General features: G+C 57.6%; 1 protein-coding gene and 1 pseudogene. Both read left to right on the top strand.

All coding sequences use genetic code 11. The features are described from left to right. Positions 1-319: pseudogene (locus tag EOA22_RS33680) on the top strand (hypothetical protein); the annotation flags it as partial. Between the two features lie 473 nt (positions 320-792). Continuing rightward, complete coding sequence (locus tag EOA22_RS33675; RefSeq protein WP_013525125.1) at positions 793-966, top strand: hypothetical protein; 174 nt, start codon at positions 793-795, stop codon at positions 964-966. Positions 967-1,374: the final 408 nt, after the last annotated feature.

Genomic DNA, 1,374 nt, shown 5'->3' with positions numbered 1-1,374 from the left:
TTCAAAGGGCGTTCCAACAAAGTACGCTGCTTTTTCGGGCAATTGGGTCGGGCGATTGGAAGGCACATATGAAGGTAAACTGTCTGTTCAATCTGTTTCTTCAAACGGAAAGGTGACCGTAACCTACGCATGGGGAATTCTGAGCGATGACAATCCGGGTGAGGCCGCGGGCGAAGGAAAAATTGTAGGGAATACGTTGAAGCTGGGGCGCCTCCCGAATGGCGCGGACGTCAGTTTTAGGATGATGCCCGACGGCACGCTGTCCGCAACCCATACGCTCGCCGGCCAGACCTATACGGGCATGTTCATCAGGCAGTGATCAAAGAAGATACGGCCGCGTTCCCGCGGTTTTTGATCCGAGCATCCCGCGCCCTTGGACCATCTCCCATAGCGGCCCTTGAAATGCCAGTCCCTGGCGTCATAGCCGCTACGTTCGAGGACCGTGGCGGCCCCGGACCGAAGCATTTCCTCAACATGGAGGTCAGGAGACCCGCCTGACCGCCCACGTCCCAAAACACACCACCGATGCCAATCCCCATTAATTCTGAGGGGCTGCGGGGCGTTTCGGCGCGGCTTGCACGGGGTTCGCGCAGGTTCTGTTGGGACCCGGTTTGCGTACGTTATCGAAGGTGTGCGGTGTTGGTTCGCCCCAGGTGGACCTGCTTTGCACCGCCTGCGACAGTCCCTAGCGAATGGCGCTATCCTCGCTGCCGCGAATCGGACGCGGGCTTTTTTCTTGTTTCGTGAAACGAAAGGTCATTCCGCAAGTTGGCTTCCCAAAGGAGGAACCCAATGAAAAAGGATGGCGATGGCCGAGTCGAAAAGGGCAATCAGCAATTGCTTGCCCGACGTCTGTCTGAAGAAGTCGGTATTTCAGAGCCGGATGCGCGCGGTCTGATCAAGCTTATCGGCACGGATTGGAATTCGCTGCTTCGTGAAGCCCGATTTCTGAAAGAGAGGCACTAGAACGCTTCTGCCGGTCACATGATCTCGACTGAAAATATTATTGCTCTCGCGGCGGTAGTTTCTGGGCGCCGCCGGCTGTGAGCGAAGAACATGCTTCCGCCCCATCGGAGGGTGTCATGACTGCTCCCGCTACCACGCGCCTTTAGAAGGCAGCGTCGACGACAAAACCCGTGTGATGTGGCTGCTGCACTCCGGAGCGCACTTCGAAGAAGCCACTTTAAAGACATGCTACGGGGTAGAGGCTGTTGAGCCGCGCACCTTATGGCTGGATCATCTCATTGCCAGAACAGGACCGTCCAAGGGAACTGCTGCAGGTGGCGCCTGGTGGGATATTGTCACTGGCATCCGACGAAGGCTAGTGGGTCATACCTCGGCCGGGCCCGCACTATTGGGCCGTCCATGGGGCGG

Origin of the sequence: Mesorhizobium sp. M7A.F.Ca.US.014.04.1.1 (genome assembly GCF_003998745.1) — a bacterium.
Classification (GTDB): Bacteria; Pseudomonadota; Alphaproteobacteria; order Rhizobiales; family Rhizobiaceae; genus Mesorhizobium; species Mesorhizobium ciceri.
Note: the sequence above shows the minus strand (reverse complement) of the source record. Positions and strands in the feature narration are given on the sequence as shown.

Excerpts from the sequence above, each read along its gene's own strand:
- EOA22_RS33675 (WP_013525125.1), top strand. The coding sequence starts at position 793 with ATGAAAAAGGATGGCGATGGCCGAGTCGAAAAGGGCAATCAGCAATTG.